Raw genomic sequence first — 2,605 nt, 5'->3', positions numbered from 1 at the left:
AGATAGATAAGTTTTTACATATCATAGTATCAAAATACATTTTTGAAAAAGAAAAACTCAATTTAGAAAGAAAAGAAAGATATTTAAAAAAATTCATGATGCTTACCGAACTCCTTGATAAGGTAAGCCACTCTATTGTCTTGGAAGAAATGCATTATACGATTATAAGTGGTGCAATGAACTTGTTTGAAGCAGATAAAGTTTCATTACTTGATGTAAGTAAAGGAAAAGGAAACTACACTTTTATTTCAACAATAAATGTAGATTATAGTGAATTAAAAGATATCGAAGATAAAATTAATTCTGCCTATTACGGTGAACATATTGATTCAATTGTAAGAATTGGGAAAGTTAATTACGTTCAAAATACATTTGAAATTCCTGGCTGGTATAAAACAATTGGAAATCCTGAGTCATGGATTGGTATTCCACTCTTGAATCTCGATAACAAGGTTATGTATGTTGTAAGCGTTTCAAAAAATACTACAAATGCTTTTGTTAGAGAAGATATAGATTTTGCAGAAACCTTTGCAAGAAATGTGAACATTGCACTTGCTAAGAACCTACTTATAGAGAAATTCCGGTGGGACTCAATTACAGACCCACTTACAAATCTCTACAATAGAAGGGAATTTGAGGAAAAAATAATTTACGAGATTAATCAGTATGAAAAATATAAAACTCCCTTTACTTTACTTGTTTTAGACCTTGATAAGTTTAAAAAATTCAACGATACTTTTGGACACTCTATGGGCGATAGGCTTTTGGTTGAATTTGCAAGGGTTTTAGAAAAAGTTGTAAGAAAAGAAGATAGTATCTTTAGACTTGGTGGAGATGAGTTTGCGGTGATATTGAGAAATACTAACAGTAAATTAGCAACACAAATTGCAAAAAGAATAAAGCTAAATACACAAAAAATAGATTTGAATGTTCCTTTTAATATCAGTGTCTCAATTGGTATAAAAGAATACGAAGGAGAAAATCTTAGCGATTTGTTGAAAACAGCTGATATTTACCTTTATAATGAAAAAAAGAAGTTAGAAAATTAGTCAATTCTTAAAATACCACTTACTTCGATTGTTTTATTTGCCTCATCCCATAAGACATCAAATTTAAATGCTTCCATAATAAAGCGTAAAGGCACGTATGTTCGGGCATTCTCAATAAATGGAGCAACATCCATTGTTAATTTTTCTCCATTTACAAAATACTCTTTACTTCCTATTTTCAATGCTATTAAGCCATTTTCAATAAAAACTTCTTTTGTTTTTTCTTTGTAATCAACTTTTAACCCCATTGCCTCACTTAAAAAACGAACTGGCACAAAACTACGTGAGTTTTTAATAAATGGAGCAACATCCATTTGATGGCTTTCATTATTTACAAAAAACGTAAAACTACCAATTATGAATTTTAAATTAAACACTCTATAAAAATGCTCTACGATAACTTCTTTTTCTGCAGGGGGTAAAATTAGCAAAGAAAAAGGGACTTTTGCAATTCTACTTTCATTTTTTGCATTGACAACCTTAAAGGAAATATCTTCATTAAAGGTAATTGGAGAAATCGGCAAAGCTTTTCCCATGGTAAAAAGTGGGTATCTAAAAAGAACAATCCCATAGGAGTCAAGATAGGCATTTTTAATTTCAAGTTGTGTGTCTTCAATACTAATTGAACTTGGGTTAATCCCAATGTAAAACTTAAGAGAATTATTTGTTAGTGATTTAATCTTGTTTGAAACGTAGTCTACATAATCGCTTGTTTCTTTAAGGCTTGAAAGATAAACCATGGGTATTACAAAATCAACTATATCTTTAAAAGTATCGCCAAAGTAAGTGAAATTGACCTTTTGGTATGGATAACTCATTGTAATTGATGGAGCTTCTTCAATGGTATCGTATCTATATCCTCTTGAAACAAGAAATGCGCCAAATTCTAAATCTTGTTTAATTGATTTTGCATAATTTACTAAGTTAAGTGCAACCTGTTTTAACACAAGTTCTCTTAAATTTACCCAATTAACAATATTTTTATCTTTTTCTTCATACAATTTAAACATAGTTTTCCAATCTGCTGGTTTAACAAAAGTTTTGTATGCAACGTTAGACACAAAGTCCATGTCTATACCTTGTTTTTTTCCAAGAGCAACAAATCTATCCGAAAAGTCGTAACTACCATTTGGATATCTTATGTAGTCAAAAACAATGCCATCAACATCGTATGTAAGAAGTTCTTTTAAGAAAAGTTTTACATAACTTATGTATTTATCTGAAAGTAAACTCACGTAGTAAGTATTTTTCTCATAGCCTAAATTTCCCATGCCTTCGCTTGGATTTTTCGACAAAAAATACTTATCCATTATTATGGGGAAATATGCATAAACCTTAAGGTTTTTTGCTTTTGCTATTTCGATGATTTTTGAAAGATTGTCGATAACGGTTGGGAAATTTTTTGAATTAAAAATAACATAACCTTCTGGCGTTTTTGCAAGCACAAATATGGCGTTATACCCAAAGTAGGTAATATCACTTAAACTTTTTTCCACTCCAGCCTTTTCAAGGTCATCTGCCCTAACACATATACCTTTTAGCTTTTTTAGAGTTAT

General features: G+C 30.3%; 2 protein-coding genes. One reads left to right on the top strand and one right to left on the bottom strand.

Annotation, left to right across the window (positions count from 1 at the left end; all coding sequences use genetic code 11):
• Nucleotides 1-1,049: sensor domain-containing diguanylate cyclase (locus K6343_01365; protein MEF3244625.1), on the top strand; the 1,049-nt coding region annotated here is incomplete at its 5' end.
• Here K6343_01365 and K6343_01360 read toward each other — a convergent pair.
• On the bottom strand, nt 1,046-2,605 hold a 1,560-nt coding region (locus K6343_01360; protein MEF3244624.1), incomplete at its 5' end, for a hypothetical protein. The two genes, K6343_01365 and K6343_01360, sit on opposite strands and share 4 nt — an antisense overlap.

This window comes from Caldisericaceae bacterium (genome assembly GCA_036574215.1).
In the GTDB taxonomy this organism is placed as follows: domain Bacteria; phylum Caldisericota; class Caldisericia; order Caldisericales; family Caldisericaceae; genus Caldisericum.
This window is presented reverse-complemented; position numbering and strand designations above follow the sequence as displayed.